This is a genomic window from Rhizobium sp. ERR 942 (assembly GCF_007828395.1).
Lineage (GTDB): Bacteria > Pseudomonadota > Alphaproteobacteria > Rhizobiales > Rhizobiaceae > Rhizobium > Rhizobium dioscoreae.
This window is the reverse complement of record NZ_VIUA01000006.1, coordinates 160,170-186,838: the sequence shown is the minus strand read 5'-3', so window position 1 is coordinate 186,838 and position 26,669 is coordinate 160,170. Positions and strand designations below refer to the sequence as shown.

26 protein-coding genes, 1 tRNA gene and 1 pseudogene are annotated in these 26,669 nt (G+C 60.2%); 12 read left to right on the top strand and 16 right to left on the bottom strand.

Annotated elements, in window-relative coordinates; all coding sequences use genetic code 11:
• Positions 1-146: 146 nt before the first annotated feature.
• Together FBZ97_RS24215 and FBZ97_RS24210 are read left to right on the top strand one after the other, a co-directional pair.
• Positions 147-1,394, top strand: coding sequence for an ROK family transcriptional regulator (locus FBZ97_RS24215; RefSeq protein ID WP_113390025.1), 1,248 nt, complete (start codon positions 147-149; stop codon positions 1,392-1,394).
• Positions 1,378-1,812, top strand: coding sequence for an RbsD/FucU family protein (locus tag FBZ97_RS24210; RefSeq protein WP_113351283.1), 435 nt, complete (start codon positions 1,378-1,380; stop codon positions 1,810-1,812). Before FBZ97_RS24215 ends, FBZ97_RS24210 begins: the two co-directional genes overlap by 17 nt.
• A 212-nt stretch (positions 1,813-2,024) precedes the next feature.
• Here FBZ97_RS24210 and FBZ97_RS24205 read toward each other — a convergent pair whose 3' ends face one another.
• The 5 genes from FBZ97_RS24205 to FBZ97_RS24180 form a co-directional block, all read right to left on the bottom strand.
• Positions 2,025-3,062: a 4-hydroxyproline epimerase gene (locus tag FBZ97_RS24205; RefSeq protein ID WP_145322336.1), complete on the bottom strand. Its 1,038-nt coding sequence runs from the start codon at positions 3,060-3,062 to the stop codon at positions 2,025-2,027.
• 174 nt (positions 3,063-3,236) lie between these two features.
• Positions 3,237-4,541, bottom strand: coding sequence for an alpha/beta hydrolase (locus FBZ97_RS24200; protein ID WP_145322334.1), 1,305 nt, complete (start codon positions 4,539-4,541; stop codon positions 3,237-3,239).
• Positions 4,542-5,085: 544 nt separating this feature from the next.
• A complete protein-coding gene (locus tag FBZ97_RS24190; RefSeq protein WP_145322330.1) occupies positions 5,086-5,967 on the bottom strand; it encodes an aldo/keto reductase in 882 nt (293 codons plus the stop codon).
• A 212-nt stretch (positions 5,968-6,179) separates the two neighbouring features.
• Entirely contained in the window at positions 6,180-6,824 is a 645-nt protein-coding gene (locus FBZ97_RS24185) for a TetR family transcriptional regulator (RefSeq protein ID WP_145322327.1), read from the bottom strand.
• 59 nt (positions 6,825-6,883) lie between these two features.
• Positions 6,884-7,531 carry a methyltransferase domain-containing protein gene (locus tag FBZ97_RS24180; protein WP_145322325.1) on the bottom strand — a complete coding sequence of 216 codons (648 nt, stop codon included), beginning with the start codon at positions 7,529-7,531 and terminating at the stop codon, positions 6,884-6,886.
• 217 nt (positions 7,532-7,748) lie between these two features.
• On the opposite strand from FBZ97_RS24180, the gene FBZ97_RS24175 reads away from it, so the two are divergent.
• Complete coding sequence (locus FBZ97_RS24175; protein WP_113351288.1) at positions 7,749-8,669, top strand: oxidoreductase; 921 nt, start codon at positions 7,749-7,751, stop codon at positions 8,667-8,669.
• Between the two features lie 74 nt (positions 8,670-8,743).
• On the opposite strand, the gene FBZ97_RS24170 is transcribed toward FBZ97_RS24175, so the two are convergent.
• Positions 8,744-9,076 (bottom strand): BA14K family protein, encoded by a 333-nt coding sequence (locus FBZ97_RS24170; RefSeq protein ID WP_246661846.1) that lies wholly within the window; start codon positions 9,074-9,076, stop codon positions 8,744-8,746.
• 290 nt (positions 9,077-9,366) lie between these two features.
• Between FBZ97_RS24170 and FBZ97_RS24165 the strand changes: the two genes are divergently transcribed.
• The 3 genes from FBZ97_RS24165 (at position 9,367) to FBZ97_RS24155 (ending at position 12,611) form a co-directional block, all read left to right on the top strand.
• The gene (locus tag FBZ97_RS24165) at positions 9,367-9,816 is read left to right on the top strand and encodes a MarR family transcriptional regulator (protein ID WP_113351290.1); all 450 of its coding nucleotides are present in this window, start codon (positions 9,367-9,369) and stop codon (positions 9,814-9,816) included.
• Positions 9,813-11,369, top strand: coding sequence for an MDR family MFS transporter (locus FBZ97_RS24160; protein ID WP_145322323.1), 1,557 nt, complete (start codon positions 9,813-9,815; stop codon positions 11,367-11,369). The genes FBZ97_RS24165 and FBZ97_RS24160 overlap by 4 nt, the downstream gene beginning before the upstream one ends.
• A gap of 339 nt (positions 11,370-11,708) precedes the next feature.
• A complete protein-coding gene (locus FBZ97_RS24155; RefSeq protein ID WP_145322321.1) occupies positions 11,709-12,611 on the top strand; it encodes a GNAT family N-acetyltransferase in 903 nt (300 codons plus the stop codon).
• 55 nt (positions 12,612-12,666) lie between these two features.
• Here the strand turns inward: FBZ97_RS24155 and FBZ97_RS24150 are convergent.
• The 3 genes from FBZ97_RS24150 to FBZ97_RS24140 all read right to left on the bottom strand — a co-directional run bounded on the left by FBZ97_RS24150 (position 12,667) and on the right by FBZ97_RS24140 (position 16,569).
• Positions 12,667-12,743 (bottom strand) — tRNA-Arg (locus tag FBZ97_RS24150).
• Between the two features lie 125 nt (positions 12,744-12,868).
• Entirely contained in the window at positions 12,869-14,389 is a 1,521-nt protein-coding gene (locus FBZ97_RS24145; protein WP_145322319.1) for a HAMP domain-containing sensor histidine kinase, read from the bottom strand.
• Between the two features lie 173 nt (positions 14,390-14,562).
• Positions 14,563-16,569: a methyl-accepting chemotaxis protein gene (locus FBZ97_RS24140; RefSeq protein WP_145322317.1), complete on the bottom strand. Its 2,007-nt coding sequence runs from the start codon at positions 16,567-16,569 to the stop codon at positions 14,563-14,565.
• Between the two features lie 419 nt (positions 16,570-16,988).
• Here FBZ97_RS24140 and rpmH point away from each other — a divergent pair, with 419 nt between their 5' ends.
• From rpmH to yidC, 3 genes are read left to right on the top strand one after another with little or no spacing between them, the layout of a single operon-like run.
• Complete coding sequence (gene rpmH / locus FBZ97_RS24135) at positions 16,989-17,123, top strand: 50S ribosomal protein L34 (protein WP_041677194.1); 135 nt, start codon at positions 16,989-16,991, stop codon at positions 17,121-17,123.
• Between the two features lie 25 nt (positions 17,124-17,148).
• Entirely contained in the window at positions 17,149-17,550 is a 402-nt protein-coding gene (gene rnpA / locus FBZ97_RS24130; RefSeq protein ID WP_015338668.1) for a ribonuclease P protein component, read from the top strand.
• Positions 17,550-19,352: a membrane protein insertase YidC gene (yidC, locus tag FBZ97_RS24125; RefSeq protein ID WP_113330022.1), complete on the top strand. Its 1,803-nt coding sequence runs from the start codon at positions 17,550-17,552 to the stop codon at positions 19,350-19,352. Before rnpA ends, yidC begins: the two co-directional genes overlap by 1 nt.
• Positions 19,353-19,443: 91 nt before the next feature.
• Here yidC and arsK read toward each other — a convergent pair whose 3' ends face one another.
• From arsK to FBZ97_RS24105, 4 genes and pseudogenes are all read right to left on the bottom strand, one after another.
• Complete coding sequence (arsK, locus tag FBZ97_RS24120) at positions 19,444-20,655, bottom strand: arsenite efflux MFS transporter ArsK (protein ID WP_246661835.1); 1,212 nt, start codon at positions 20,653-20,655, stop codon at positions 19,444-19,446.
• On the bottom strand, positions 20,612-21,040 hold the full coding sequence (gene arsC / locus FBZ97_RS24115) for an arsenate reductase (glutaredoxin) (protein WP_145322314.1): 429 nt from the start codon (positions 21,038-21,040) through the stop codon (positions 20,612-20,614). The genes arsK and arsC overlap by 44 nt, the downstream gene beginning before the upstream one ends.
• Before the next feature lie 7 nt (positions 21,041-21,047).
• Positions 21,048-21,737: pseudogene (locus FBZ97_RS24110) on the bottom strand (MIP/aquaporin family protein); the annotation flags it as partial.
• Between the two features lie 25 nt (positions 21,738-21,762).
• Positions 21,763-22,116 (bottom strand): metalloregulator ArsR/SmtB family transcription factor, encoded by a 354-nt coding sequence (locus FBZ97_RS24105; protein WP_145322310.1) that lies wholly within the window; start codon positions 22,114-22,116, stop codon positions 21,763-21,765.
• A 42-nt stretch (positions 22,117-22,158) separates the two neighbouring features.
• Here FBZ97_RS24105 and FBZ97_RS24100 point away from each other — a divergent pair, with 42 nt between their 5' ends.
• Positions 22,159-22,665 carry a DUF6428 family protein gene (locus FBZ97_RS24100; protein ID WP_145322759.1) on the top strand — a complete coding sequence of 169 codons (507 nt, stop codon included), beginning with the start codon at positions 22,159-22,161 and terminating at the stop codon, positions 22,663-22,665.
• Between the two features lie 124 nt (positions 22,666-22,789).
• Complete coding sequence (yihA, locus tag FBZ97_RS24095; RefSeq protein ID WP_113231905.1) at positions 22,790-23,449, top strand: ribosome biogenesis GTP-binding protein YihA/YsxC; 660 nt, start codon at positions 22,790-22,792, stop codon at positions 23,447-23,449.
• Positions 23,450-23,522: 73 nt separating this feature from the next.
• Here the strand turns inward: yihA and FBZ97_RS24090 are convergent, their stop codons facing one another.
• The 3 genes from FBZ97_RS24090 to FBZ97_RS24080 form a co-directional block, all read right to left on the bottom strand.
• Positions 23,523-24,080, bottom strand: coding sequence for a fasciclin domain-containing protein (locus FBZ97_RS24090; RefSeq protein ID WP_113330017.1), 558 nt, complete (start codon positions 24,078-24,080; stop codon positions 23,523-23,525).
• A gap of 108 nt (positions 24,081-24,188) precedes the next feature.
• Entirely contained in the window at positions 24,189-24,902 is a 714-nt protein-coding gene (locus FBZ97_RS24085; RefSeq protein ID WP_092715039.1) for an anti-sigma factor, read from the bottom strand.
• Positions 24,899-25,438: a sigma-70 family RNA polymerase sigma factor gene (locus tag FBZ97_RS24080; RefSeq protein WP_145322308.1), complete on the bottom strand. Its 540-nt coding sequence runs from the start codon at positions 25,436-25,438 to the stop codon at positions 24,899-24,901. Before FBZ97_RS24080 ends, FBZ97_RS24085 begins: the two co-directional genes overlap by 4 nt.
• A 285-nt stretch (positions 25,439-25,723) precedes the next feature.
• Between FBZ97_RS24080 and argB the strand changes: the two genes are divergently transcribed.
• A complete protein-coding gene (gene argB, locus FBZ97_RS24075; RefSeq protein WP_015338657.1) occupies positions 25,724-26,611 on the top strand; it encodes an acetylglutamate kinase in 888 nt (295 codons plus the stop codon).
• The last annotated feature ends 58 nt before the right edge of the window (positions 26,612-26,669 follow it).

Below are 26,669 nucleotides of genomic sequence, written 5' to 3'. Positions count from 1 at the left end.
TCCTCCACGGCCATATGCGCATCTCCTACCCCCATATCTGAACCTAAAGATTTCCAGCTGTCAATAAATAAATCGGATTGAATTATTAATTCGATGTGGCATTCTTGAAAAAAATCAGGCATGGCCATGATGGAAGGAGCAGGCCCATGTCTCTCGTGCAGGACCCGGAGGACACACCCACAACACCGGCGATTCTCGACCCCTCCGGGGGCGCGAACCAGCTTGGCGTGCGCGCCCATAACGAGCGGCTCGTGCTTTCGCTCGTTCGCCGTCACGGCGCACTGTCGAAGGCCGATATCGCGCGGCGCAGCGGGCTTTCGGCGCAGACAGTCTCCGTCATCATGCGCGCGCTAGAGAAGGACGGCCTGCTGTCCCGCGATGCTCCGGTGCGCGGCCGCGTCGGCCAGCCATCCATTCCCATGCGGCTCAACCCGGATGCGGTGCTCTCCTTCGGCGTCAAGATCGGCCGGCGCAGCGCCGACCTCGTGCTGATGGATTTTGTCGGCGGCATCAGGATGCAGCTGCATCAGACCTACCCATATCCGCTGCCGCAAGACATCATCGCCTTCGTCACGGCCGGCATCAGGGAATTGGAGGGACGCCTCCATGATGATCAGCGCCGTAAGATCGCCGGAATGGGTGTCGCGGCACCTTTCGAGCTCTGGAATTGGGCCGAGCAGGTAGGCGCCCCGCCCGGTGCGATGGATGCCTGGCGCGGCTTCGATCTGAGAACCGAAATCGCCTCGCGCGTCGCTTATCCCGTCTTCCTGCAGAACGACGCCACCAGCGCCTGCGGTGCCGAGCTGGTCTTCGGCGTCGGCCCGCATTATCCTGATTTCGTCTATTTCTTCATCGGTTCCTTCATCGGCGGCGGCATCGTCCTCAATTCATCCGTCTTTGTTGGTCGGACCGGGACGGCCGGCGCGCTCGGCCCTCTGCCCGTGCGCGGCCGCAACGGCGAGAACCGGCAGCTTCTGGAAATCGCCTCGATCTTCGTGCTGGAAAACCTATTGCGGGATCATGGTTTCGATCCGCGCCCTCTTTGGTATTCGGCGGATAATTGGATCGATTTCGGCGAGCCGCTGGAGATCTGGATCCAGGATACAGCCAAGGCATTGGCACAAGCGATCGTTGCCTCCGCCTCGGTTCTCGATTTCAGCGCCGCCGTCATCGATGGCGGCTTTCCCGGCTGGGTGCGGGAACGCGTGGTGCGCGCAACCATCAAGGCAGCGGCGGAACTGGATCTTCAAGGTGTCGTCATGCCCGAGATCATCGAGGGCGCCGTGGGGCCGCAGGCCCGCGCCATCGGCGGCGCCAGCCTGCCGATCTTCGCGCGCTACCTCATAGACCAAAACGTTCTTTTCAAGGAGATTGAGCATGCTGAAGGGCATTGACCCGCTGTTGAGCCCGGAACTTCTGGCGACGCTACGCGCCATGGGCCACGGCGACGAGATCGCCCTTGTCGACGGCAATTATCCCGGTCTCGAACATGGACGCCGCCTCATCCGCCTCGACGGCCATGGCGTCATTCCCGTGCTCGATGCAGTGCTAAGCGTGCTGCCGATCGACGATTTCGTGCCGCAGGCGATTTTCCGGGCAACCGTCAAGCAGGACCGCGATGCCGTCGACCCCGTTCATGCGGAGATGATCGAGTGCTGTGCCCGTCATGTGCCTGAGATCAAGGTCGTGCCGCTGCTGCCCTCGGAATTCTACGAGCGGGTGAAGCAGGCACATGCGCTGATCCAGACCAGCGAGCCCCGGCTCTACGGCAATATCATTCTGCGCAAGGGTGTGATTTATCCGAAAGTATAGACGAGGATGACTCCGAAAAGCCCCTCATCCGGCCTTCGGCCACCTTCTCCCCGCATGCGGGGAGAAGGAGATGGGCGCAACCGCAGCCTTCCTTCCCACACTTTACTCAGACGAGAATACAGGACTAATCCCCTCTCCCCGCCTGCGGGGAGAGGGTTAGGGTGAGGGGCAATATTCTCGGGACGATGTTACAACAATCTCTTCGCGATCCCTCAAATATCCCCCGCCGAAGGTCCCCAGACATCCGTCATGGCAAAACCTTCTGCCATCGGGTCGAAGGGATCGAGCGCCACCTGGCTCAAGCCAAAGGTGAAGCCGCGGCCGGTGATGGTCGGGATGACGGCCGGCTTGCCGGCAACTTCGGTCTCCGCCAGCAGGCCTACCTCGAACTCCGAACCGATGATCGAGCGGGATTTAAAGACATCGCCGACCTTGGCCTTGCCGCGGGCATGCAGCGTCGCCAGATTGGCGGAATTGCCGGTGCCGCAGGGCGAACGGTCGGCGCGGCCGGGCCACATGGTCGTGCAGGTGCGGATCGCGCCATCGGCGTCGATATCGCGGAACATGACATAGGCGACGCCGGAAATTGCGGGAATTTCCGGGTGGACCACGGTCATCGCCCGGTTGATCGCTTCCTTGAGGATCATGCCGGCCTGCACGAGGGCGGCTGCATTGGCCTTTTCGATCTTCAATCCGATCTGGCCGACATCAACAAGCGCATAGAAAATCCCGCCATAGCAGAGATCGAGCTTGATCCTGCCCCATTGCGGCGTCTCAAGCTCGACATCCAGCTCATGCACAAAGGACGGCACCATAGTCAGACGCACCTTTTCGCAGCGGCCGTCGCGGCAGGTCGCAGTCGCGCGCACGAGACCGGCGGCCGTATCGAGCGTGACGACGGTTTCAGGCTCCTTCATCTCGACAATGCCGGATTCGAGCAAAGCGGTGGTCACGCAGATGGAGTTCGAGCCGGAGCTTGCATGTGCCTGATCCGGCTGCAGGATGATGAAACCGGCATCGGCTTCAGGATGCTTAGCCGGCAACAGCAGGTTGACGGAGCCGATCGGCGCACCGCGCGGCTCCAGCACAAGGAAGCGCCGCAGTTCCTGACCCTTCGGATCCGTGTTCAGCCAATGCAGCTGCTCGGCAATGCTGTTGCCGGGGATTTTTGGGACGCCGCCGATGGCAACCTTGCCGATTTCACCTTCGCAGTGGACATCCAGCAGCTGGATTGTGCGCTTCCATCTCATTTCACAGGCTCCCATCGGACGTGTTGCGTCATGTCGCCGCCAACGCAGGCATTCTGGAGGGTAAACCGAGCGAGCGCCATGCACACCCCTCTGATATATCAGATCGAGCGGCGTGGCTATGGCGTTTTGCGGCGGCGCTGAAACGCCTCCGCTGGGGGACATGCCGCGACAGCGCTATTGCTTCAATGCGTCGCCGACATTGTTGCCGGTCGCCTCGACGCTATCGCCGAGCGAGCCGACGGTATTGTTCGCCGACGCACCGACGCGACGCCATTGCTCGCCGTAATTCGCCCGCGTCCGAGGATCGAAAATGGCAATCGGAGCGCTGACGGCAGCACCTGCGACACTGCCGACCGTCTGGGCAGCACCCATGGCGACCGCGCCGACGGCATCGCCGATGCCGACATCGGAATCGGTGATCGTCTGGCCCTCAATCAGCCGCGCGCCGATCAGCTTCACCACTTCCGGGCTTTCGGCGAACTTGCCGTGATTGAGGCCATCGCCAGTCTTGAGCTTGGTGAGATCCAGCACGGTGATCCCCTGTTTTTCCAGCTCGCTGCGATAGGGCTCGGCCGTGGGATCGATCTGACCGAGGCGATCGATATTGCCGGAGATGCGCCTTGAGAGGGAAAGCGCGCGGTCATCCCGCGAGACGAACAGGGTGAAATGCGGCTTGTCCTTGCCGAGTGCGGCGAACTGCCGCCCGAAAACATCGACGTCGAGATCGGGCGACGCCAGGATGACGTTCTTGATCTTCGGCGCGACGCGGCCATTGCGGATCGCCATCTGCCGCAGCGATTCGACCGCGAGCCAGCTGCCCATCGAATGCGCCATGACGGTGATATCGCCGACGGCCGGATCGGCCGCAACGCGACGCAACAATTCCTCAAGCGAGTCGCGGGAATAGTTGGTGCTCTCCTTGTCATAAGCGTAGTCGAAAATGCTGGCGCGCGACGGCCAGGTGAACACGATCGGCGCGACGTCGGCGTGCGAATCGTGAACGATCTGCGCGAATCGGTAGACGGCATCCTCGTAGCGGTTGTTGAAGCCATGCACGAAAATCAGCACACGCTTGTTTTTCGGCAGTTCCGCATGCACCCAGGCTCGCCCGTCCGCCTCCGTCGCCAAAGGCTTGACGGCCGTCGTGACGAAATTCTTCAACGGATCGCCTGGCAGGCGGCTCGGCCACTGCACCTGGCCAACCTTGCGATTGGCCTCCGGCGGAATGGAGACGCTGACAGCATCCACCTTGAGCCCCGGCCCGCGCTCGCCGGAAAACAGAATGGCCGGGTCCTTGTCCGGCAGGCGTGTCGTCGCGACGAGGAGATCGACTTTGGATGTGCCAGGCACGTTTTCACTGATGGGCTGCATAACCCCTATGGGACGGCCGCATGCGGCCAGCGACAATGTGGCAACGACAGCTACAGTTCGGAAAAACAGCTTTCCCCATCGGTCCGAACCCGCCATGCGCTGCATCATGCAACCCTTCCTTACCGCCATAACGTCGCGCCACTCTACGCATGGATACCTGCGGCGCAAGCGACTCCAGCGGTTCTTGACCACATGATGCGATGCTAATTCGCGGAGGCATTGCAAAGGCGCAACGCCTTTAAAGATCCCGGAAAATCACTGAGGAAGATAAAAAAAGAGCCCGATGCGGGAGGAGGATGCATCGGGCTCTTGATCCGGATTGGCAACTGGGAGGAGGAGGAGTGTTGCCAATCATTGAAGGAGCGCTGGGAGGAGGAGTGCGCTGCCTTCGAGGGAGTAGATATAATGTTCGCGACAGCATGAACAGATCATCTTTCGCATTGCAGCAATGCAATGAGCGCATTGCTTTATCCGAAGATGCCAAAAATATCGCATAGCGCCGGCATTTCCGAGGTTCCAACGCCTATTTTGCAGTCGTTATCGACCTAAATCCTGAGATTCACATGATTGTGATCGGCGTTTCTGCATGGGAAAGCACCCTCGCCGACGCTTGTCCGGTCAGCAACCGCCGACCGGACGAACGAATTTCGGCTTATGCGGCCTTGAAGGCTTTCTTGCCCTCGGCATCGAGCGCAGCAAACTCCTCGTCGGATAGAACGATATCCACCGCTGCGGTGTTTTCTTCGAGGTGCTTGACCTTACCGGTTCCAGGAATCGGCAGCATTACGGGGCTGCGCTTCAGCACCCAGGCAAGTGCGATCTGGCTCGGAGCAGCATTGTGCTTCTTCGCGATGGTATCGAGCAGCGAGCCTTCCTTGGCGAGGTCGCCGGCGGCCAGCGGGAACCACGGGATAAAGCTGATGCCGTGCTTTTCGCAATAGTCGAGCACGTCTTCGCTCGTGCGATCAACCAGATTGTAACGGTTCTGCACCGTCACGACCTTGAAATGCTTCGAAGCGGCTTCGATGTCGGCAACGGAGACCTCGCTCAAGCCCGCATGACGGATGATGCCGTCATTTAGCAGCGATTTCACGGCATCGAATTGCTCCGCCGCCGGCACCTTGGAATCGATGCGATGCAGTTGCCAGAGATCGATGCGATCGACGCCGAGGTTGCGCAGGCTTTTGTGCGCCTGCTGGATCAGATATTCGGGGCGACCCACGGGCACCCAGACATTCGGGCCGGTTCGGGTCAAACCGCCTTTGGTCGCGACCACGAGGCCATGACCGTAGGGATGGAGAGCCTCCTTGATCAGACGTTCGGAAACATCCGGACCATAGGAATCGGCCGTATCGATGAAATTGATGCCGAGTTCCGGCAGGCGCCTCAGCGTACGGACGGCTTCGTCATGATCCTCTGGCTCACCCCAGATACCGGCGCCGGTAATGCGCATGGCGCCGAAACCGAGACGATGAACGGGAAGGTCACCGCCGATCTTGAACTGACCGGACTTGGCTGCGTCGAATTCTGACATGGTTATAGTCCCTTTTGCTGATCTGAAATGTAGCTGGCGTTTCCGGCATCCGAGGGGAGCCGAGATTCGAGGGGCAAATCGAGGGTTTCGCGAGGGAGAGATACAGTCGCGATCCGATACTAGATGGGTCTGCATCGCGGCATATGCAATGCATCGATACGCGATGCGTCGCGACCGATCAGGACGGTTTCCCTTAGTCTAGCCAGGTGCCATCATGTACGCCGTTGCACCTGTTTGCCGAGATCGGCAAGCGTGGCCCAAAGCTCATCGAAGAGGTTACGAGCGAACTGCTCTACGGAAACATCCTGCGGAGATTGCATCCAGCGCTCGCTGCCGATGCGCAGCATCGTCACGACCGCGGCCGCAAGCATGCCAAGACGAAGACGCTCCTCCTCGCTGCCGCTGCCACGGGCAAACAGTGCATCCGCAAGCTTCTTCTCCAGCTTGGCATATTTGAGTTGGTCGCGTGCTTGAAGCGTCGGCGTATTGTGAATCAGGGCAGCCAGAGCAAGGCTCTGCGGATCGGCGATGGCAGCACGAAGGGCAGAATTGACAGCCGTCTCGATGACGTCGACGATCGAAACATCTTCGGGCTGCGCCGCGACCGCGCCGATCAGCTCGCGGGCAAAACCATCCTGCCAGGCGGTGACCACATCTTCTTTGCTGGGGAAATAATCGAAGAAGCTGCGCTTGGAAACATCGGCAGCTTCCGTGATGTCCTCGATGGTGGTGGCCTCGAAGCCACGCTCGAGGAACAGCCGCAAGGCGGCGGATTCGATGCGTTCGCGGGTTTGACGACGCTTGCGTTCACGCCGGCCTTCCTTCACCGCGCTATCGACATCCGGCTTTTTCGCCATCCGCTACCCCCGGAACTCACTTCGGGCCGCCCCAAATCGGCCTTGCCGGCTTCCGGCGCCTAAGCGCTGATTCCGGCATTCTCTCCGGTGCTACGATATTTGGAGCCAGCAATCGAGAGCTCCAGAGGATTTTGCCGCGATATCCTGTAGACGCCGGCCGGCGGAATGTTGCGCACCGTACCGCCGATGCGCTTTGCCGTAAGCCCCAGGCTTTCAAGGATCGGTTTCTGCACCGGACAGCGCGGGCCGTAGGTGAACTGATAGAAAGCTCCTCCCGGCTTCATCGTTTCAAAGGCGCCACCGACAATGGCCACGACCTTGGAGGGAGGCATGGACAGCAGCGGCAGGCCGCTGATGACGGCGCCGAAAGGCGCGTCATCGAAAAGTCCGCATCGGCTGAGCTGCGCCGCATCCATATGCACCACCCGCGCCGCCGGAAAACGCTCCCGCAGGCGGACAGCGAACTCCTCGCCAAACTCGACGAGTGTCAGCGCACTTTCGGGGACGCCACGCGCCAGCAGCGCCCGCGTGAATACGCCGGTGCCCGGACCGAGTTCGAGGATCGGACCATCGAACGGCTCGATCTCCTGGGTCATCAGCCTTGCCAGCCTCTCACCGGAGGGCGCCACAGCCGCAACACGCAGGGGATCGCTGACCCAGGAGCGGAAGAACTGCACAAAATCAGCGCATGAGGTCTTTGTCGTCATTCCGCAAATCCAATCTTCGGTCACATAATTTTATGAGGGCCGAACAGCGTGGCAATTCGAAGGCATGCCACGCCATTAGACCGTCGAAAGCCATTGATATGCAAGCATCATCGCATATTTTGCACTTACATATTTTCATTTATTGCAAACTTGCATTTAGTGTAGAAATTACCAGATACAATGGGCAATGCCAAAATCTCTTCACAGGAGCTCCGCAATGCCAGACTGGACAATAAAAGATATTCCGCCGCAGACGGGCCGCATCGCAGTCATTACCGGCGCCAACAGCGGTATCGGCTACGAAGCAGCAAAGGCTCTGGCAGGCGCCGGCGCAAAGGTCGTCATCGCCTCACGAAACGAGGCCAGGGCCAATGAGGCACTCGCCAAGATCCGTGCGGCGACACCGGGCGCAGACGTGACATTCGAAGCGCTTGATCTTGCCAGCCTCGATTCCGTCGCGCGCACGGCAACCCGCATCGGAGATAGACTGCCGCATATCGATCTGCTCATCAACAATGCCGGTGTCATGGCCATCCCGGACCGGCATGAGACCGAAGATGGTTTCGAAATGCAGATGGGCGCCAATTATATCGGCCATTTCGCCTGGACGATGCGGCTGTTGCCAAAGGTTTCTGCTGCGGAAAATCCGCGAGTGGTCACGGTGAGCAGCCTGGCGCATCGCAGCGGCAGGATCAATTTCGACGATCTGCAGTGGCGCAAGCGCTATCGTCCCTGGCCCGCCTATTGCCAATCGAAGCTGGCAACGCTGCTGTTCAGCCTGGAGCTCGATCGCATCGCCCGCGCCGAAGGCTGGAAGCTGAAAAGCGTTGCCGCTCATCCCGGCTATGCCGCGACCGGCCTGCAGACCACGGGTCCGCGCATGGGCCGTGATCGGGCCGGCGGTCTCGAAATCGCGACAAAATTGCTGGGGCCGTTTCTATCGCATACGGCAGCAGCCGGCGCCCTCCCGACCCTCTTTGCGGCCACCTCGCCTACGGCGGAAGGCGGCGCCATGTATGGCCCGAACGGTTTCTATGAGCTCAAAGGTCCGCCGGTGCGTGCCAAGATTGCCGCTCATGCCCGTGATCAGGCGATCTGGCGGCGGTTGTGGGACGTCTCCGAACAGTTGACCGGTTGAAGACACCCTTCCCGCGACGGTCTGAAAAGAAATCCCCCTCCGCGAAACGGAGAGGGATTTCGATCTATTTCGTATTACGGGCTGACGCACTGGCGGCGCGGACCCTTGCTGGGCTGATAGGTATTGTCCGACGCACGATAGGTCTTGTAGCGGCTTGCACACCAGCGGACATGCGCACTGCCGCGCGGCGGCTGCGAAACGGCTCCGCCAATGATCGCGCCGGCGGTGAAGGCGGCCATCGGATACCACCAGCCACCATGACGCCGGTAGCCCGGACGGTGATAGCGATAGCCGCGATGGCCATGCCAATAACCCGGGCGATGATGTGGACGGTAGTGAGGACGATAATGCGGACGGTGACGCCCGCGATAGTGCCTGTTGTGGTGGCGATATTGAACTTCGGTCAGGCCAGCGGGCTGATTGTCGGTCTGCTGGATTGCCGGCTGGATCAGCGGCTGAATCGGTGCAGCGGCCGCGGGGTCGAAAGACGCTACCGCAAGCAGGGCGCTCAGGGCAGTCACTGTTACGGTTGTCAGGAATCGTTTCACAGCTCTTCTCCTCCTATCGAGTCGTAATACTGATGAACAACGCGCAATGATTGAAAATCTTTCACAATATTATTGCTTGCGCAAGTACATGCCGCACGATAGGTATATAGATAGGAAGCCTATCTATCTAGATATGAACGAGTCTATCGATGAGCAAAGCCGACCGTCATCACCGAATCGAGGAAGCCTACGCGCTGGCCGAGGTGTTGCGTCCTGCCCTCCATCGCCTGCATCGACAATTGCGGCGCGAGAGCGACGAGGCCGGACTGTCGCCGCTGCATGCCTTGTTGCTCGTCGCCATCATGCGCCAGCCGGGCATCGGCGTTGCCGAATTGGCGCGGATGGAGAAGCTGCGCGGACCGACGATTTCAGGGCATGTGAAAGCCATGGAGCGGGATGGCCTCATCGCCCGTTCGGAACCGGACCCGAGCGACCGGCGCCGCAATGGTCTGGTGGCGACGGAGAAAGGTGAGGACATCATCCGCAGCCTGAAACGGCGGAGAACCGACTGGCTCGCCTCCGAACTCGCCAAACTGTCGCCGCAGCAGCGTGACGCCATTCGTGCCGCAATCGAACCGCTCATGGAGATCGGACAATGAATACCGCTCGCCCGAATGTTGTCCCACCATCCGCTCCGGCAGCAGGCGACCCGCCCGATCGTCGCGAGATCCGCGCCGTCATCCTCGGACTGATGATCGTTCTCGGCCTCGGCGCCATAGACCAGAGCATCGTCGCGACCGCGCTGCCGCGTATCGTCAGCGATCTCGGCGGGCTGACGCATCTCTCCTGGGTGGTCAGCGCCTATGTGCTCGCCTCAACCAGCACCATGCCGCTCTACGGCAAGCTCAGCGACCAATATGGCCGCAAGCCGATGATCTATGCGGCGATCCTCATCTTCCTTCTCGGCTCTGTGCTGAGCGGCATGGCGCAGACGCTGCCGCAGCTCATCATATTCCGGGCGATCCAGGGCATCGGCGCCGGGGGATTGCTGCCGCTGGCCCAGATCATCATCGGCGATATCGTGCCGCCAGCCAGACGCGGCCGCAATCAAGGTTCGATCGCAGCCGTCTTCGCCATCTGCAGCGTCATCGGCCCGATCGCCGGTGGCGTCATCACCGATCTCCTGTCATGGCACTGGATCTTCTACGTCAACCTGCCGATCGGCGCCGTCGCGCTCGTTATGATCGGCCGGGCGCTGAAGCGGCCACATCAGGCGCGCAGCCGCCGCATCGACTATCTCGGCGCGGCGCTGCTGACCAGCTGTACGACCAGCTTCCTGCTGGTGCTGGCCCTCGGCGGCAATGAATGGGCCTGGAATTCGCCTGAGATTTTCGGGCTTTCCGCCCTTGCACTCGTTCTCTTCGTCTTTTTCATTCTGCACATCCGGCGTGAACCAGAGCCGGTGCTGCCGCCCGATCTCTTCCGCAACCGGCTCTTCGTCGTCGCCTGCACCGTGCTCGCCCTGACCTTCATGGGAATGCTGGGCGCAAGCCTCTTCTTTCCGCTGTTCTTTCAGATGGTCATGGGGGTCAGCCCATCGCATTCCGGCCTGCTCACCGGCCCGCTGATGATCGGCGTCGTCATCTCCTCCATGGTCAACGGGCGGGTGCTGCTGCATCGCTTCGGGCGCTACAAGCCGGCGCAGCTCTGCGGTCTCAGCCTCGCAACCGCCGCCTTCGCCGTGCTCGCCTGGGCGGCCGCCACCAGCCAGGGCTTCTGGATCATCGAGCCGACGGTCTTTGCGCTCGGCCTCGGTCTTGGCCTCGTCACGCCTACAATGACGATCGCGGTGCAGAATGCCCTGCCCCTAGCCCATCGCGGCGTGGGGACGGCGACGCTCGCCTTCTTCCGCTCGCTTGGCGGCCTTATCGGCGTTACCGGCTCCGGCGCCATCCTTGCCTATCGCGTTCAGAACGCTGGCGGCGCGCTGGATGGGATGCATGTATCGTCCTTGACCGAGGCTGGCATGAAACAGCTCGCTACGGCCTCTCCCGAGGCTCATGCCGCCGCGATAGCACTCTATCGTCACGCGATCGCCATGACCTTCGCAACGGGAACAGCCATCGTGGCGCTGGCGCTGATCGTGCTGCTGTTCTTGCCGGAATTGCCGCTGAAGACGGATCATGGGCAGGAAACGAAGCGGCAGGGGTGAGCGGCGTGCGAAGCAATTGCAGTCACCTAGGAATAAGCCCGGCTTAAGTCAGCTCAGCCCGCGAAAAGGCGCAGATTCGTAACGCGAGAGGGCCATGTTCCGGGTCTAGATGAGTGCGCAAACAGCGCGCCGTGCAGGATGAAATTGGGAACACGTGTGTTATAATCACGGCCTTGTGATCAAAGAATGTACCCGGAGAGAGAAGTATTAAGCCTCCGGTTTCTCTTGTTGGGACGAAGGGGTGCCGAAAGTGCAGCCTAGACAACTGAGACGGCGGTCTTAAGCGGTCGGTACGACGCGTTCTGGCGCTCCTTCGCAGGAACATTTGCGGGTTATCCAATGCCGCTTGTTTACAGACCTGCCCGTGCGGACGACTTTGCCGCAACCGATGCTCTGGTGGTCACCAGTATCAACGATCTTACCGTTCGCCATGGTTTCGGCCCCATGGCGACGGCGAGCCCTCCCCACTTTCAGCTGTTTTCGCTCAAGGATGATCCGGATGGACTATGGGTTGCCGACGATGGCGGAAAAATTCTCGGCTTCGCCTGGAGCTGGGTTTGCGGCAATGTCTGGTTCCTCGCCCAGCTGTTCGTCGATCCCGCCCGGCAGGGCCAGGGCATCGGGAATGAGCTCTTGGAAAGAACCGTGGAGCATGCCCGCAAATCAGGAGCGGTTCACAAGGCACTCATTACGTTCACGTTCAATCGTGTCTCGCAGGGCCTTTACATGCGGCATGGTCTCTTTCCCAAGATGCCCATTTACCTTTTCAGCGTCGAGCGCGAACGGCTGAAGCAAACATTGCCGGAACCGTCATTGCGCGCCATCGCACTCGATATCAGCGCGGCGGCGATAGAAAATCTGGCCAAGATCGATTCCCATGCCATAGGCGTCTCGCGGGAGAAGCATCATCGCTATCTGCTCGACGACCCATCGACCACGGGCCTTTTGCTCTGTGCTGGCGATGATATTGTCGGCTATGGCTATATCAGCCCCCGCGGGCACATCGGCCCCCTCGCGGTCACGCGGCCCGATTTTCTTCATGATGCCTTTGTGGCCGCATTGAAGCTGGCGGCAGATGGCTCTGCCGAGAAGATATCAGCATTCCTGCCGGGCACATGCGACAGCGCCTTGAGCCTTGCGATCAACCAAGGCATGCGGATCACCTTTCCGATGCTATTGATGGCATCACCCGGCTATGGCGACTGGACTCAATATCTGCCGCGGAATCCAGGCTTTATGTGACCAGGCTAAGGCGTGAAAGCCTAACTATTTTCTATTCGCATGAAGGTGGTGAAAATGGCGCACCCGAAGAGATTCGAACTCCTGACCCCCAGATTCGTAGTCTGGTGCTCTATCCAGCTGAGCTACGGGTGCGTGGCCGAAACGGAAGAAACCGTTGGCGTGGGCGGTTCTCTAAAGCCTCCCTTGAGGGAATGCAAGTGGATTTCTGAAAAAGATCGCGATTTTCGTGCATATTGACGCCAAGCAGCTGAAAACAATCAGTTTTCTTGGAGGCTTCTGCTCCGGTAGTCATCGAGGGATACCGGGCGGTCGGGAATTTCGATGCGAAACTGCGTGCCGGCCGCCGGTTTTTCGACGAGCGCAATGGTGCCGCCATGGGCAAGGACGAGTTCACGGGCGATTGCCAGGCCAAGGCCGGTGCCGCCCGAGCGGGCTGAACCACGGAAAGCCGTGAACAGGTTCTCCCGCGCCTTTTGCGGCATGCCCGGCCCCGTATCGTCTACGGTAATGCTGACGACACTGCCGATTCGATGCGCCGAAACGGTGATCCGCCTGATGCTGTCGGGCTCCGCCTCGCCGAAAGCGATCAGCGCCTGATGGGCGTTGCGGCAGAGATTATGAATGACGCGGAACAGCTGCTCGCTGTCGGCATCGACCTCCAGGTCGGGGCTGAGCTGTTCGATGAACTCGATGCCGCTATCCGGATCGATCGCCAGAATATCGCGGACCTCCTCGACAAGCTCGAATATGCGAATCTTGCGCCGGCGCGGCGCCGATTCGGAGGTCTGGCCAAAGGAAAGAACTTCGGTCGTATAGCCGACGGCACGATCGATGGTGCGCAGCAGCTTCGGGGCGAAGCGCTTGACCATCGGGTCATCGACATCGACCAGGCGGTCCGACATCAGCTGCGCGGCCGAGAGAATATTGCGCATGTCATGGTTGATCTTCGACACGGCGAGGCCGAGGGCGGCAAGATTTTTCTGCTGCTTCAGCGTCTTCTGCAGCTGCGATTGCATCGAGGCCAAATGGCGTCCGGCAACAGCAAGCTCATCGCCGCCCTTGTCGGGAACGAGAACGCGGCCGGGATCCTCCGGATCATCGGAATAGGCCTGCATGCTGTCCGTCAGCCGACGGATGGGACGAATCATCATGCGGTTGATCGCAAAGAAGATCAGCGTTGCGGTGAACAGCGAGATGAGGATGGACACGAAGAAGACGCTGGTCGAATAGGCAAGCATCGCATTGCGGAGACGTGTATCCTTCAGCACAACCTCGATACCGGTGTTGGCATCGCCGCCGACGGGGCCGAACACGCGGATGATGCGATTGCCGCCGAACAGCAGCGTATCGAGCGCATCCTTGATGGCGGTGAGCTGCGACACGTCGCTGAGATCGTATTTCTCATCGACGGAGGCTGGCATCTCGGCCGTCGCCAGCAAGCGCGACGTGCCGTCCTTGCGCAGGACGATGGCCCGCGTGCCAGTCGCCATCAGCGTCTCCTTTTGCAGAGCACGCGGCAACTCGGCCGGCTGCAGGCCGTCGATGACGATGGCGGCGGCAGCGGCGGTGTTCAGCCGATCCTCCAGCCATCGCAGCCGCATATTGGCGACCGACGGCACGAAGATCAGCACTTCCGCCAACGAAATGAAAACGACGGTGAGAATGAGAAGCTTGCCGGAGAGGCCGCCGAAAATGCCTGTGGGACGGCAAAGCTGGGACAGGCGGCTTTTTTCAACCTTGCCGTCCTTTACGGCACCCTTGTCCTGCCCACTGTCCATTTCAATTGTCCCGCTTCGCCGCAAAGCGATCTGATGCGCCCTTATCGAAACTAGATAATAGGCGATTGTCGGCTTTTTTCCAATCGGCTCCGGATTTTGGCACAAGACGAAGGCCGGCAACGACGCCCAAGCGCCGCAGCCAGCCTCATATTGGTGAGATCAGATCGGCAGGATCAGAACTCTTCCCAGCCCTGCGCAGCGGCAGCCGGAGCAAGCGCTCCTCCGCCAAATGCAGTCGCGACCCTGTCGATCATGCGTCGGGCCGGCGAAGCGGCCGGGCGATGCGTTTCGGCGCGCGCTGGAACGGGAGCGGAAACATTGGCTGCATCGACCTTGAAGCGCGAAACGAGGTGGACAAGGCCATCCGCCTCGGCTGCCAATCGATGGGTCGCGGCCGAGGTTTCCTCGACCATGGCGGCGTTGCGCTGTGTGACTTCGTCCATCTGGTTGACGGCGTTGTTGACCTCGGACAGGCCAGTTGCCTGCTCGCGCGCCGCCGTTGCGATCGAGTGTATGTGGTCGTTGATCTTGAGGACGCGCGCTTCGATGGACGACAGCGCCTCGCCGGTCGCCTGCACAAGCTTGACGCCGATCTGCACCTCGCTACCGGACTTGCCGATCAAGGCCTTGATATCCTTGGCAGCTGTTGCGGAGCGCTGCGCAAGCTCGCGTACTTCCTGGGCAACTACCGCGAAGCCCTTGCCTGCCTCGCCGGCACGTGCGGCCTCGACGCCCGCATTCAATGCCAGAAGATTGGTCTGGAAGGCGATATCGTCGATCACGCCGATGATCTGGCTGATCTCGCCCGATGCCTGCTCGATGCGTCCCATGGCGTCGATGGCATTGCGAACGACCGTGCCGGAACGGGCCGCATCGTCCTTGGCCTCGCTCACCATGACACTGGCTTCGCGCGCCCGCTCCGTGGAATTCTGCACGACGGAGGTGATCTGATCGAGCGCCGCCGAGGTCTCCTCCAGGGCGGCCGCCTGCTGTTCGGTGCGCTTGGAGAGGTCGTCGCTGGCGTGGCGGAGCTCGTTGGTGTTGGAGTTGATCGAACCAGTGGTCGCGCGCACCTCGCTCATGGTGCTCTTCAGCGTCGCAAGCGTCGTATTGACGTTCTGCTGCAGCTCGGCAAAGGCGCCCTGGAATTCGCCCTTCATCGCCTGGGTCAGATCTCCGTCAGCCAGGCTTGCAATGACGCGGCGGACCTCGCCGATTCCCGTGTCGACGCTGATCAGGAGCTCGTTGACGTTGCGCGCGAAGCGGTTGAGATTGACGTCACCGTAGTCCTTCTCGATGCGCTGGCTGAAATCGCCGGCTGCCGCGGCAGATACTGCGAGAGACATGCTCGATTGAAGCTCGTCGCTCTTGGCGCGCATGGCTGTTTCTTCGGCATTCATGCGGCGCACGGCATTGCCGTTTTCCTTGAAGACGTCGACGGCCGCGGCCATCTCGCCGATTTCGTCCCGGCGGCCGGCAAACGGCACCTCGATATCGAACTGGCCGTTGGCGACATTCTTTATCGCATCCGTCACCTTGCGGATCGGGCGGCTCAGGTGGACGGTTCCGATATAGGCTCCGAGGCCGACGCCCGCCACGATACCGGCAATCATGATGCCGAGGACGACCCACAGGACGTTGCTATGAAAAGCTGCAATCTCGGCTTCGGCTTTCGCCAGCTCCGCCTTGTCGGTCTGGACGATCGCATCGATCTCGGCCTGGAAAGCCTTGCGGTTGGCGCGGTTCGCCTCGTTGTTGCCCTGCTTGCCGGCGGCGTCCGGGCCATCGGTCACGCCGAGCCTGGCCGTTTCCGTGCGAAAGACGCGGAACTCCTGGGCGCGGGCCTGCAGCTTGGTGAATTCGGGCTTCTGCGTCTCCGGCACCAGAGGCGCCCAGCTCGTCAGCACCTTGTCGATTTCGTCGAGATCGGCCATCAGCCCATCGGCAAAGGGTTTGGAATCCTTTGCCGCGGCAGCGGCATAGATGCCGCGCGCCTCCATGACCACTGCGGTCACGTAGCGATTCAGGCGCTCGCCCATGTAAGCGCGGCTCGCCGTCTGCTCATAGCTCTGTAATTTCTGGTCATATTGATGCAATGCATAGAGGGCAGTGGCGCCAATCAGAAGCGCCGCCCCGGCCATGACAGATACAAGCAGATTTATTTTGCCGCGAATTTTCACAATACCCCTCCGGCGCAGATCCCATCCCCCATAAATCGATGGGTTTTACGACATAGAGCTAGATATCGGCTAAAATCATTAACGTTATATTGAAGTATTTTAAATCTAAACGTACGGCATTCCTAACTATACTTTCCATATATTTTAGAATATCCTCAATCTATATTTAAAGTTGCGCACACATTCCGGCGAGCATTGCCGCCCAAGCACGTTGCCGCGGCCGATTGGCGCGAATTTGCCTGATTTCGAGGAATCTGCGCTCCTATAATTGACTTCCGGGGCCTTGATCCGTATAAGCCCGCGCACGTCCGGTCATGGAGCCTGCTTTTGCGGGCCAAGTCCGTTCGCCATAATCAACAACGCTCCTTGCTATTCAAAGCAAAGCTCAAGAAGGGCCGCACTCCGCGGTGTTTAAATAAATGAAGCGTACCTACCAACCATCCAAGCTTGTCCGCAAGCGTCGTCACGGCTTCCGTGCGCGTATGGCCACCAAGGGCGGCCGTGCGGTTCTTTCCGCTCGCCGTAACCGCGGCCGCAAGCGTCTTTCGGCCTAAGGGCCGAAGTGCCCGATAATCCAGGATGGCGGGCAAATTGACGAATGAACGACCCAAAAAGACTGTCGGGCGGCTGAAAAGCCGGCCGCAGTTTCTTGCAGTCCGCGAAGGCGAGAAGCGCAGAGGCAGCTTCTTTCTCATCGAAATGCTGGATCGCAAGACCGCCGACGCCGAACCCCGCGTCGGTTTTACCGTCACCAAAAAACATGGCAACGCGGTGGAGCGCAACCGCATGCGGCGCAGGCTGAAAGAAGCCGTGCGGCTTCACGCCGGATTTGCAATGCAGCCCGGACACGACTATGTGGTTGTCGCGCGACGCGAGGTGCTGACCGCGCCTTTCGAAAAACTGGCGAGCGAACTCGTAAGCCGCATCGAAACCAGGCCGAAACACCGGCGGTCGGAAAAGGACCGCTCCAGGAAAGTATGATGGAAAACAACCGCAATTACTTCATTGCAATTGCACTGTCTGTGCTGATTGTTCTCGGCTGGCAGTTTTTCTACATGAACCCGCGCCTTGAAGCGCAGCGTCAGGCCGAGCAAGCCGCCAAGCAGCACCAGCAGGCGCAGCAGGCCCAGACGACGCAGCCAGCTCCCGCGGGCACTGCGGTCAACGGTTCGCTGCCGGCGAATGGCCAGACGACCTCGGCGGTCCTCACCCGTGACCAGTCCGTCGAAAAGACCGCATCCGCGCGCGTTGTCATCGATACGCCGGCCCTTGCCGGCTCCATCAACCTGGAAGGCGCTCGCCTCGACGATCTCCGTCTGAAGGCCTATCACGAGACGGTCGACAAGAGCAGCCCGATCATCACCCTGTTCAGCCCGGCCGACACCAAGGACGGCTATTTCACCGAACTCGGCTATGTTGGCAGCGATGCGACCGGCGCAGTCCCAGGCCCTTCGACCCTGTGGAAGCTCACGAGCGGCGACAAGCTGACCGACAAGACGCCGGTGACACTGTCCTACACCAATGACAAGGGCATCACCTTCAGCCGCACGATCTCCGTCGACGATCGCTATATGTTCACGATCACCGACAAGATCGCCAACGCCAGCCAGGCGCCGATTGCACTGTCGAGCTATGGCCGCGTCACCCGCTACAACAAGCCCGAGACGCCTTCCGCCTACGTCCTGCATGAAGGCTTCATCGGCGTTATCGGCGATGACGGCCTGATCGAGACCAAGTACGCGTCTACCGAAAAGGAAGCCACGACGCCCGCCAAGGCGACCGGCGGCTGGCTCGGCATGACGGACAAGTATTGGGCTGCAACCATCGTGCCGCCGCAGTCGACCGCTTACGACGCCCGCTTCTCGCACTTCGCGGATGGCACGCCGCGTTACCAGGCAGACTACAAGCAGGATGCGATCACGGTTGCCCCCGGTCAGTCGATCGACCTGAAGAACCTCGTCTTCGCCGGCGCCAAGGAAGTTCCGGTCATCGACCGCTATGAGACCAGCTATTCGATCCCGCGCTTCGACCGCCTGATCGACTGGGGCTGGTTCTATTTCATCACCAAGCCGATGTTCAAGCTGATGGATTTCTTCTTCCGCTACTTCGGCAATTTCGGCGTTGCCATCCTCTGCACCACCATCGTCGTCAAGGCGCTCTTCTTCCCGCTCGCCAGCCGGCAATATGCCTCCATGGCGAACATGAAGCGCGTGCAGCCGAAGATGGAGGAGCTGAAGGCCAAGTTCGGCGACGACCGCATGGCCCTGCAGCAGGCGACCATGCAGCTCTACAAGGAAGAGAAGATCAATCCGATCGCGGGTTGCTGGCCGGTGCTCTTGCAGATCCCGATCTTCTTCTCGCTCTACAAGGTGATCTACATCACCATCGAAATGCGCCATGCACCCTTCTTCGGCTGGATCCAGGATCTTTCCGCGCCGGATCCGACCTCGATCGTCAACCTGTTCGGCCTGCTGCCGTTCGCGGCTCCGACCTTCCTGCATCTCGGCGTTTGGCCGCTGATCATGGGCGTCACCATGTTCCTGCAGATGCGCATGAACCCGACGCCGCCGGACCCGACGCAGGCAATGATCTTCAACTGGATGCCGCTGGTATTCATGTTCATGCTGGCAAGCTTCCCGGCCGGACTCGTGATCTACTGGGCCTGGAACAACACGCTCTCGGTCATCCAGCAGTCGATCATCATGAAGCGCCATGGCGTGAAGGTGGAGCTCTTCGACAATCTGAAGGGCCTCTTCAAACGAAAACCGGCACCATCGAAATGACGACAAAAGCCCTGCTCCGGTGGGGCTTTTTCTTTATCCGGCGGAGGTGCGATCGACGCGACCTCCAGCACCGATACGCCGCCCATAATGGTCATCGCAATGCTGCGATGGAAGATAGCGCAACGATGGAAAGCAGGCCCAGAGCGGCCGTGACGGCGAGTGACGGCGTAATGCCGATATTCTCCATCGCGAAGGCCAGAGCGAACGGGGCAAGAGCTGAAAGGATCAGCCGCGCCGCCATCATCTTCCCCTGAAGCTTCCCGTAGTCATCACTGCCGAAAAGATGCAGAGGCAGCGTGCCGGTGACGATGCTGAGGAGGCCGTTGCCCATGCCGAAGATTATCGCGAAGGCCATGGCGCCGGGCACGGAGGGAGCCGAAAGCAGAAGCACCAGCAGCCCGCCCGGAATCAGCGTCGAAGCAATCACGGCCAGATGGAGTGCTGGCAGGTTCTTGCCGAACACCATATTGGTGAGGCGGCTGCCGACCTGCGATGGGCCGAAGAGCGTCCCTACGAGAACCGCGGTCGCACTAAGACCAAGGCCGGACAGCAGCGGCACCAGATGCACCAGAACGGCCGAACTGACCAGCGACATCAGCGAAAAACCCGTAACCATGATTGCAAAGCCAAGGCGACGGCGAGCAGGTGGCAACACACCCTCTACGCGCCGAGCTACGGTCGATGCCTTCGCCTCGCGCGAGCCTCCCTGATGCGACAACCAGGCGTGGATTGGCAGGCAGATACTGAGGTTGAGCACGGCGAAAGCCAAATAGACGTTCTGCCATGTGAGATGCGCGTGAAGTGCCGTGGTCATCGGCCAGAAGATTGTCGAGGCGAATCCGCCGATCAGCGTCAGATAGGTAATACTGCGGGAGGCAACCTGCGGTCGGATTTGCACGAGCAGCGCAAAGGCCGCGCCATACTGGACCAGGTTGGCGGAAGCTTCGATCGCAACAAGTGCAGCGACATAGGCTGCCTTGTTGGGTGCAAAGGCACAGGCGGCCAGGGCGACAGCCGCCATGAGGGAGCCGATCGTCATCACCCGGGCGGCGCCGAGCCTGTCGAAAAGCACGCCGAGCCACGGTGCGGTGAGGCCGCCGATCAGAAGCGCGACCGACAGCGCACCGAAAACCCGTTCACTCGACCACGCGAACTGCGCGACCATATCGGGCGCGAGGATGCTGAAGCTGTAGTAGAGAGTGCCGTACCCGATGATCTGCGTGATGCCGAGCGCAAGCACTGCAAGAAGAGGCACCCGTTCAGACAAGGCGTTTGCCGTCAGCATCGAGAACCTGTTCGCCATCTTCCTTGGCGAACGGGCCTTTATGCGTATCGGGCAGGATATCCAGGACGACTTCCGAAGGCCGGGCCAGACGCGTGCCCATGGGCGTGACGACGAACGGGCGGTTGATCAGGATCGGATCCTTCAACATGGCATCGAGCAACTGGGCATCGGTCAGGTCCGGATTGTCGAGGCCGAGTTCGGCATAGGGCGTGCCGTTTTGGCGGATCGCCTGCCGGACAGTCAAACCCGCATCGGCAATCATCTTGATGAGATCATCGCGACTTGGCGGATTGCTCAGATATTCGATGACGGTGGGCTCGATGCCGGCATTACGGATCATCGCCAGCGTGTTGCGCGAGGTGCCGCAGTCGGGATTGTGGTAGATCGTGACATCCATGATCATGGGCAAGTTCCGTTTCAGCGAGAGTTTGAGGATTGCGGGCTTCCATCAGCAGCCAGCTCGCGAGCAACACCGCCAGCAATGCGCCGAGGATTTCCGCGAGGATGAAACCCGGCAGATCGACAGGACGGATGCCGGCGAAGGTGTTCGTCAGCGAGCGGGCGATTGCGACAGCCGGATTGGCGAAAGAGGTGGAAGCGGTGAACCAGTAGGCAGCCGTGATGTAGAGGCCGACCAGCCATGCCACGGCGTCGGCGCGAAACCGCAGGCCGGCGAGGATGAAGAAGACAAGGCCGAAGGTGGCCGTCACCTCGGCCAGCCATTGCGCGCCGCCGCTGCGAATGGTGGTCGAGGCCTGCAGCAACGGCAGTTCGAACATGGCATGCGCAAGGATCGTTCCGAAAATCCCGCCAAGGATCTGGGCGACGACATAGCCCAAAGCCGACATCGCGGTCAGCTCGCGGCGTATCGCAAAGACCAGCGATACGGCCGGGTTGAAGTGAGCGCCGGATATCGGCCCCAGGACGGTGATCAGCACGACGAGGATCGCACCCGTAGGCAGCGTATTGGTGAGCAGCGCAAGCGCCGTATCGGTCGTCAGCCTGTCCGCCATGATGCCCGAACCGACCACCGTCGTGACCAGAAGACCCGTGCCCAAGGCCTCAGAGACAAGACGGCGCGAAAGCGGAAAAGATGTCATGGTTTCAGGCCCGAGATCAGCATATTCATGGAACGTTTCTCGCAGCTGGTGCGCAGCAGGCAGCGACTTGCGTCGCCGGCGCGCAGACCTCCGGGTGCCCCGCGCAGCAGTCTTCCATCAGGAAGCGGACGAGACCTCCGAGCACATGGTAGTTGGCGGTGTAGACGATAGAGCGGGATTCCCGTTGCTGGCCAATGAGGCCGGCCCGATCCAGTTCCTTCAGATGGAATGAGACATTCGAGGGCGATACGCCGAGCTTCTCCGCAATCGCGCCCGCAGCCATGCCGTCAGGACCAGCAACGACGAGCATGCGGACGATCTGCAGGCGGGTCTCCTGAGAGAGAGCGCCGAACGAAGCGAGGGCTTGACCTTCATCCATATTTCAATAATCCTTGAAATGTTGAAATATGGAGTACCTCAAATGAATGCGATCGACAAGACCCCAGCTTCGGATATCAGCATCGGCTTTCTGCTTGAGACCTTGGCCGCTTCCCACGATCTGCCCCTTGTATTCCGCTATAACGGACGGCCGGTGAGGCCAGGCTATCATGTCACAGAAGTCAAAGCCGGGCAGTTTTCGGCACTGGACTGCGGGGCCAATCCGGAAACATGGGCGGAGATTTTCGTGCAGCTTTGGGATATCGATGAAGGCAACCGCACGCATATGCCAGCGGGCAAATTCGCCGCTATCATCCGCAAAGTTTCCGAGCACGTCCAGCTCGACGGTTCCGCAAGGCTGACCTTTGAGGTAAGCGACGGGGTGCAGCCGATGCAGCTCTACTGCGCATCGACTCCCGCTATCGGTAACGGTGCGGTGCATGTCAACCTCATTCCCCGCGCAGCTAGCTGCAAGCCACGTGACCGGTGGCTAGTCGCTCAAGCGGCCGCTTGCTGTGGCCCAGCAAATGCCGTCACGTGTTGCGGTTAGCCATTACCGACTCTTTGAGGCGGCATCGAAGCTCGGCGGCACGAAGCCAAATGCCGATCCAAACTTGACTTTCGCGGATAAAACCTCGAAGCCAATCCACTCATTCAAGCAAAAGACTGAGTAAATGGCAGATCAGACGACAAAAGACGACAAGCCGCTTTTCGGGCGTCCGTGGATTTTCATCCGTGGCGTGCCGTCGATGAAATTTCTGCCGCCGGAAGGGCCGCCGGAAATTGCTTTTGCCGGCCGCTCCAATGTCGGCAAGTCGTCGCTGATCAATGCCCTGGTCGGGCATAAGGGCCTGGCGCGTACCTCGAATACGCCGGGGCGCACGCAGGAGCTCAACTATTTCGTTCCCGACGGCTTTTCCGGCGAGGGCGGCGATCTGCCGCCGATGGCTCTGGTCGATATGCCGGGCTACGGCTATGCCGAAGCGCCGAAGGATCAGGTCGACGCCTGGACGAAGCTCGTCTTCGACTATCTGCGCGGGCGCACGACGCTGAAGCGCGTCTATGTGCTGATCGACAGCCGCCACGGTATCAAGAAGAACGATGCGGAGGTCCTGGACCTTCTCGACAAAGCTGCCGTTTCCTATCAGATCGTGCTGACCAAGACCGACAAGATCAAGGAAGCAGGCATACCGAAGCTGCTAGCCGATACCGCTGAAAAAATCCGCAAGCGCCCCGCCGCTTATCCCGGCATCCTCGCCACCTCATCGGAAAAGGGCGCTGGCCTTCAGGAATTGCGCGAGGCCATTGGCCTGACGGTCGGCATCCAGGTCTGAAGACCGACCGGTCAAGTGAGGCCGCCGCCCCCAACCCCGCATAAGGCGACGGCGGCCGTGTTGCCGCTAAGGATTACATCTTCGGCAACAACACCTTGTCGACGACATGAATCACACCGTTCGACTGCTTGACGTCGGCGATGCTGATATGGGCAATGCTGCCGGCTTCGTCGGTCAACGTCAGCTTGCCGCCCTTGTCCACGGCCTTGATCGTGCAGCCGCCGACCGTCTTCAGATCGTATTCGCCGCCCTTGCTCATTGCCCATTTCTTGATGGCGGCGGCCATGTCATCACCGGCGACAACGTGGCAGGTCAGCACCTTGACCAGCTTCTCCTTGTTCTCGGGCTTCAGCAGGGTTTCGACCGTGCCTGCTGGCAATTGCTTGAAGGCTTCATTGGTCGGCGCAAAGACGGTGAATGGGCCTTTGCCTTCGAGGGTATCGACGAGGCCGGCCGCCTTGACGGCCGCGACCAGGGTCGTGTGATCCTTGGAATTGACGGCATTCTGGATGATGTTCTTGCTGGCATACATCGCAGCACCGCCCACCATCGGGTCCTTGGCATAGGCTAGGCTGCTTGCGGCCGACAGGATTGCGGCAGCGGCGGCAATGCGAAACACGGTCTTGATCATAACGTACCTCTTCCTCTCTGTTGCCCCGATCAGGCGGGGTCGGAAGAAGATACGGAGCATGCTGTCAGGGAGTTTCAGCCGCGATCGTTTTTCGGGAGGCGAAATTCCTCAGGGCAAATGGATCGTGCCGGAAGCAACCACATCGCCCGTTGGTTTGCCGGTCGGCGAGCCGCCAAAGGGCTCGACACTGACGGCGATGATGGCGCCTTCAGTCAATTTGGCGTGAAGTTCCGGCGACAAGACGATTTCCCCATCGCCGGTCGGTGGCAGTATGCCCAGCGCCTCGGCGGGATCGCTGCCGCGAATCAGCCAGAGCTCCAGCGATTTCTCCTCGGGTTTGCCGGCGGCGACCGGCGTAATTTTCAGGCGCCCATTGGCGACGTCGTAATTGGCGAGGAGATTGAAGGGACTGTTCTGGCCGGAAAGGGATGCGGTGAGCTGCTTGCCCGGGCTCGTGCGCAAGCCGCCTTCATTCGTGATGGCGAAGACGAGTACGCCGGCCGCCAAGAACAGCGAGCCGAAGGCGACCGAGCGCCACAGCATCAGCGAATTCCAGAGATGGGCGCCGAACGCCGCTTCGCCGAAAATCCGCTTTTCGATCTTCGGAAATACGGCGGCCGCAGGCGTCACCGCCTCATATTCCTCGTTGAATTCCGAGAGATTCTGCTCCCAGCGGCTGACGATTGCGGCGAACTGCCGGTCGCTGCGCATGCGGCGCTCGACCTTCTGCCGGTCTTCCAGGGAAAGCACGCCAAGCACATATTCTCCGGCCAGGACTTCATCGCGGGAGCGGCCTCCCTTGCTTTGATCGGGCGTACTCATCGGTCCATGCACTCTCTCAGTCTGATTAGGCTTCGGCGCAGCCAGGTGCGCATAGTATTCAATGGCACAGCGTGTTGGTCGGCGAGCTCCTGGTAGCTCAAGCCCTCGACATAGGCGCTGCGAACAGCCCGCGCACGATCAGCTTCCAACTCTTCCATGCACCTGTCAATCCGCCTTCCCTCTCCCTTCACGATTGCTTGCTCTTCGGGGCCGGGTTCCAGGTCGGCGAGATCGTAAGCGCTGTCTATTTCGTCAGCTACGGGCTTGCGGGCACGGACGAAATCGATGGCGCGATTGCGCGCGATCGTCATCAGCCAGGCCATTGCCGGCCCTTCCGCAACAGCAAATTGCTCGGCCCGCTGCCAGACCTTGATATAGACCTCCTGCAAAACCTCTTCAGCATCCGCCTTGTTGCCAACGATGCGCAGGCAAACACCGAGAAGTTTCGGGCTGGTACGCTTGTAGAGTACGGCAAAGGCTTTCTGGTCGCGCATGGCAATGCGGCCGATCAGCGCTTCCGTCTCCTCGCTCGCCATCCAAATCCCCGGGGTACAACGCCTGCACCATCTTTAGAAGAAAACTCCGCTTCGGCAAACGCATCCGCACCATCAATTTCGGCGACGCTAATGTGACAAAGCGTCAACGAAAGTGCAGTGCGATCTTTCAGATGCACTTTTCGCGCTTTAGGTCTTTGATTTTTCGCATATCGTTGTCGCAAAACCGCTGAACACCTTTGCGCGACATGCTTTAATCCCGAGATCATTATTCCCTCTGTCAAAAACTTGAGATAAAAGGCCGCGATCAATTTCGAAGGGTGCACCATGTCCGAAGCCCAAAGCGAACTCCAAGCCAACCTGCTCGCACAGGCGCTGCCCTATATGCAGCGTTACGAAAACAAGACCATCGTCGTGAAATATGGTGGTCATGCCATGGGCAATGTCGAACTTGGCAAGGCCTTTGCGGCCGATATCGCGCTCCTGAAGCAGTCCGGCGTCAATCCGATCGTCGTCCATGGCGGCGGCCCTCAGATCGGTGCCATGCTGACAAAGATGGGAATCGAATCGAAGTTCGAAGGCGGGCTGCGCGTCACCGACCAGAAGACGGTCGAGATCGTCGAAATGGTGCTCGCCGGCTCGATCAACAAGGAAATCGTCGCGCTGATCAACCAAACTGGCGAATGGGCGATCGGCCTTTGCGGCAAGGACGGTAACATGGTCTTCGCCGAAAAGGCGCGCAAGACCATCAAGGACCCCGATTCCAACATCGAACGCGTACTCGATCTCGGTTTCGTCGGCGAAGTGGTCGAAGTCGATCGCACGCTGCTCGATCTGCTTGCCAAGTCCGAGATGATTCCGGTCATTGCCCCGGTCGCCCCCGGCCGCGACGGCGCGACCTATAACATCAACGCCGATACCTTTGCCGGCGCGATCGCAGGTGCGCTCAGTGCCACGCGCCTGCTTTTCCTCACGGATGTTCCCGGCGTCCTCGACAAGCAGGGCCAGCTCATCAAGGAATTGTCCGTAGCCCAGGCCCATGCGCTGATTGCCGACGGCACGATTTCCGGCGGCATGATTCCGAAGGTCGAAACCTGCATCGACGCCATCAAGGCCGGTGTTCAGGGCGTCGTTATCCTCAACGGCAAGACGGCCCATTCCGTGCTGCTCGAGATCTTCACCGAGCGCGGTGCGGGCACGTTGATCGTTCCCTGATAGGGCACACTCATTGAGAAAATTCAGGCGCTCCGCAAACGAGATTGCGAAGCGCCGA

Bases quoted from the DNA above. Each gene is read 5' to 3' on its own strand.
- FBZ97_RS24215 (WP_113390025.1), top strand. From the start codon at position 147: ATGTCTCTCGTGCAGGACCCGGAGGACACACCCACAACACCGGCGATT.
- FBZ97_RS24210 (WP_113351283.1), top strand. From the start codon at position 1,378: ATGCTGAAGGGCATTGACCCGCTGTTGAGCCCGGAACTTCTGGCGACG.
- FBZ97_RS24205 (WP_145322336.1), bottom strand. From the start codon at position 3,062: ATGAGATGGAAGCGCACAATCCAGCTGCTGGATGTCCACTGCGAAGGT.
- FBZ97_RS24200 (WP_145322334.1), bottom strand. From the start codon at position 4,541: ATGATGCAGCGCATGGCGGGTTCGGACCGATGGGGAAAGCTGTTTTTC.
- FBZ97_RS24190 (WP_145322330.1), bottom strand. From the start codon at position 5,967: ATGTCAGAATTCGACGCAGCCAAGTCCGGTCAGTTCAAGATCGGCGGT.
- FBZ97_RS24185 (WP_145322327.1), bottom strand. From the start codon at position 6,824: ATGGCGAAAAAGCCGGATGTCGATAGCGCGGTGAAGGAAGGCCGGCGT.
- FBZ97_RS24180 (WP_145322325.1), bottom strand. From the start codon at position 7,531: ATGACGACAAAGACCTCATGCGCTGATTTTGTGCAGTTCTTCCGCTCC.
- FBZ97_RS24175 (WP_113351288.1), top strand. From the start codon at position 7,749: ATGCCAGACTGGACAATAAAAGATATTCCGCCGCAGACGGGCCGCATC.
- FBZ97_RS24165 (WP_113351290.1), top strand. From the start codon at position 9,367: ATGAGCAAAGCCGACCGTCATCACCGAATCGAGGAAGCCTACGCGCTG.
- FBZ97_RS24160 (WP_145322323.1), top strand. From the start codon at position 9,813: ATGAATACCGCTCGCCCGAATGTTGTCCCACCATCCGCTCCGGCAGCA.
- FBZ97_RS24155 (WP_145322321.1), top strand. From the start codon at position 11,709: ATGCCGCTTGTTTACAGACCTGCCCGTGCGGACGACTTTGCCGCAACC.
- FBZ97_RS24145 (WP_145322319.1), bottom strand. From the start codon at position 14,389: ATGGACAGTGGGCAGGACAAGGGTGCCGTAAAGGACGGCAAGGTTGAA.
- rpmH (WP_041677194.1), top strand. From the start codon at position 16,989: ATGAAGCGTACCTACCAACCATCCAAGCTTGTCCGCAAGCGTCGTCAC.
- rnpA (WP_015338668.1), top strand. From the start codon at position 17,149: ATGGCGGGCAAATTGACGAATGAACGACCCAAAAAGACTGTCGGGCGG.
- yidC (WP_113330022.1), top strand. From the start codon at position 17,550: ATGGAAAACAACCGCAATTACTTCATTGCAATTGCACTGTCTGTGCTG.
- arsK (WP_246661835.1), bottom strand. From the start codon at position 20,655: ATGGCGAACAGGTTCTCGATGCTGACGGCAAACGCCTTGTCTGAACGG.
- arsC (WP_145322314.1), bottom strand. From the start codon at position 21,040: ATGATCATGGATGTCACGATCTACCACAATCCCGACTGCGGCACCTCG.
- FBZ97_RS24105 (WP_145322310.1), bottom strand. From the start codon at position 22,116: ATGGATGAAGGTCAAGCCCTCGCTTCGTTCGGCGCTCTCTCTCAGGAG.
- FBZ97_RS24100 (WP_145322759.1), top strand. From the start codon at position 22,159: ATGAATGCGATCGACAAGACCCCAGCTTCGGATATCAGCATCGGCTTT.
- yihA (WP_113231905.1), top strand. From the start codon at position 22,790: ATGGCAGATCAGACGACAAAAGACGACAAGCCGCTTTTCGGGCGTCCG.
- FBZ97_RS24090 (WP_113330017.1), bottom strand. From the start codon at position 24,080: ATGATCAAGACCGTGTTTCGCATTGCCGCCGCTGCCGCAATCCTGTCG.
- FBZ97_RS24085 (WP_092715039.1), bottom strand. From the start codon at position 24,902: ATGAGTACGCCCGATCAAAGCAAGGGAGGCCGCTCCCGCGATGAAGTC.
- FBZ97_RS24080 (WP_145322308.1), bottom strand. From the start codon at position 25,438: ATGGCGAGCGAGGAGACGGAAGCGCTGATCGGCCGCATTGCCATGCGC.
- argB (WP_015338657.1), top strand. From the start codon at position 25,724: ATGTCCGAAGCCCAAAGCGAACTCCAAGCCAACCTGCTCGCACAGGCG.